This is a genomic window from Sulfitobacter dubius, from assembly GCF_900113435.1.
GTDB lineage: Bacteria > Pseudomonadota > Alphaproteobacteria > Rhodobacterales > Rhodobacteraceae > Sulfitobacter > Sulfitobacter dubius.
In genome coordinates this window covers 1-2,841 of record NZ_FOPG01000017.1, presented here as the reverse complement: position 1 = coordinate 2,841, position 2,841 = coordinate 1, and the positions used below count along the sequence as shown (strand labels likewise).

The 2,841-nt window shown below is 52.6% G+C and carries 2 rRNA genes; both read right to left on the bottom strand.

Annotated elements, in window-relative coordinates:
* Positions 1-18: 18 nt before the first annotated feature.
* Positions 19-133 (bottom strand): 5S ribosomal RNA (gene rrf / locus BM229_RS17970).
* Between the two features lie 179 nt (positions 134-312).
* Positions 313-2,841: ribosomal RNA gene (locus BM229_RS17965) — 23S ribosomal RNA — on the bottom strand; the annotation flags it as partial.

Here is a 2,841-nt window from a genome sequence, read left to right as displayed (position 1 = left end):
TTTTGAGGACCTTATTAGGTTTGGCGATGACCTACTCTCCCACGTCTTAAGACGCAGTACCATCGGCGCTACGGCACTTAACGGCTGGGTTCGGGATGGGACCAGGTGTTTTGCTCGCGCTATGATCACCAAACCAAATAAAGTCCTCAAGCGCTCTGCTGTTCAGAGGGACGGCGGGAGGCAGGGCATCTTTAGGATGCCTGTTCTTGCGCTGTCACCACTGAAGTGCTGAGCGTTGTTTTCCAAGTCATGTACCACTGATTGTATGTGTATGCTTTTGATTGATAAGTTGAAGTCTTGCTTCTACTGGATCAAATCAAGCCTATCGAGCAATTAGTACCAGTCAACTGAACGTATTACTACGCTTACATCTCTGGCCTATCGACGAGGTGGTCTACCTCGGCTCTCAGGGATACCTTGTTTTGAGGGGGGCTTCCCGCTTAGATGCCTTCAGCGGTTATCCTGTCCGATCATAGCTACCCAGCACTGCTATTGGCATAACAACTGGTCCACCAGTGGATCGTTCACCCCGGTCCTCTCGTACTAGGGGCAACTCCTCTCAAGTATCCTACACCCACGGAAGATAGGGACCGAACTGTCTCACGACGTTCTAAACCCAGCTCACGTACCTCTTTAAACGGCGAACAGCCGTACCCTTGGGACCTGCTCCAGCCCCAGGATGAGATGAGCCGACATCGAGGTGCCAAACACTGCCGTCGATATGGACTCTTGGGCAGTATCAGCCTGTTATCCCCGGCGTACCTTTTATCCGTTGAGCGATGGCCCTCCCACTTGGGACCACCGGATCACTATGGCCGTCTTTCGACTCTGCTCGACTTGTCAGTCTCGCAGTCAGGCTGGCTTCTGCCATTGCACTCAACGAGCGATTTCCGACCGCTCTGAGCCAACCTTCGCGCGCCTCCGTTACGATTTAGGAGGCGACCGCCCCAGTCAAACTACCCGCCACACAGGGTCCCGGAACCGGATAACGGTCCGCGGTTAGACATCAAGCAGAACAAGGGTGGTATCTCAAGGGAGGCTCCACCGAGACTGGCGTCTCGGTTTCAAAGCCCACCACCTATCCTGCACATGTTCGGCCTAATGCCAGTGTGAAGCTGTAGTAAAGGTGCACGGGGTCTTTCCGTCTAACCGCGGGTAACCGGCATCTTGACCGGTAATTCAATTTCGCTGAGTCTATGTTGGAGACAGCGGGGAAGTCGTTACGCCATTCGTGCAGGTCGGAACTTACCCGACAAGGAATTTCGCTACCTTAGGACCGTTATAGTTACGGCCGCCGTTTACCTGGGCTTCAATTCAGAGCTCTCACCCCTCCTTTTAACCTTCAGGCACCGGGCAGGCGTCAGACCCTATACGTCGTCTTACGACTTCGCAGAGCCCTGTGTTTTTAATAAACAGTCGCCACCCCCTGGTTTGTGCCCCCAGCCCCTAGTTGCCTAGGAACCGGGCCTCCTTCTCGCGAACTTACGGAGGTATTTTGCCGAGTTCCTTCAACATAGTTCTCTCAAGCGCCTTGGTATTCTCTACCTGTCCACCTGTGTCGGTTTAGGGTACGATCTAGCGATGGAGCTATTTCCAGGGACCTCTAAGCAGCCCATTCAATCCGATAAGGATGAACTACCCTCGAGATCCGTCACTTCCATCTGGCCCAGGAATATTAACCTGGTTCCCATCGACTACGCCTTTCGGCCTCGCCTTAGGGGTCGGCTTACCCTGCTCAGATTAGCTTTAAGCAGGAACCCTTGGACTTTCGGCGAGAGTGTCTCTCACACTCTTTGTCGCTACTCATGTCATCATTCTCACTAGTGATCTCTCCACCGGATCGCTCACGCGCCAGCTTCACAGAAAGCTCCTTGTGTCCAATCCGTCCCGAGGGACGATAAGGACACATGGAACTATGTCACACTACGCTCTGCTACCATGCAATAAATGCATCCTCAGCTTCGGCTCATGGCTTGAGCCCCGTTACATCTTCGCCGCAAGACAACTTATTTAGACCAGTGAGCTGTTACGCTATCTTTAAAGGATGGCTGCTTCTAAGCCAACCTCCTGGTTGTTTTGGTCGTCTCACCTGCTTTCCCACTTAGCCATGAATTAGGGGCCTTAGCTGGAGGTTAGGGTTGTTTCCCTCTTCACGACGGACGTTAGCATTCGCCGTGTGTCTGCCGACTAGTACTCCTCGGTATTCGGAGTTTGGTTAGGATCAGTAAGCCTGTGGGGCCCCATTACCCATCCAGTGCTCTACCCCCGAGGGTATTCGGTCGACGCTCTACCTAAATAGATTTCGCAGAGAACCAGCTATCTCCGAGTTTGATTGGCCTTTCACCCCTAGGCACAGCTCATCCCGATCTTTTTCAACAGATGTGGGTTCGGTCCTCCAATAAGTGTTACCTTATCTTCAACCTGGCCATGCCTAGATCACTCGGTTTCGGGTCTGATCCCACGAACTCAACGCCCTATTAAGACTCGCTTTCGCTACGCCTACACCTAACGGCTTAAGCTTGCTCGTGAGACCAAGTCGATGACCCATTATACAAAAGGTACGCTGTCAGGACGCAAGGTCCCTCCAACTGTTTGTAGGCGTTCGGTTTCAGGTACTGTTTCACTCCCCTCGTCGGGGTGCTTTTCACCTTTCCCTCACGGTACTGGTTCACTATCGGTCAGTAAGGAGTACTTAGCCTTCGAAGGTGGTCCTCCGATCTTCAGACAGAATTTCACGTGTTCCGCCCTACTTAATACGTCCAATCATGCTTCTTATACGGGACTATCACCCACTTTGGTTGCGCATTCCAACGCATTCTAACCACACTCATGGCTCGGCTG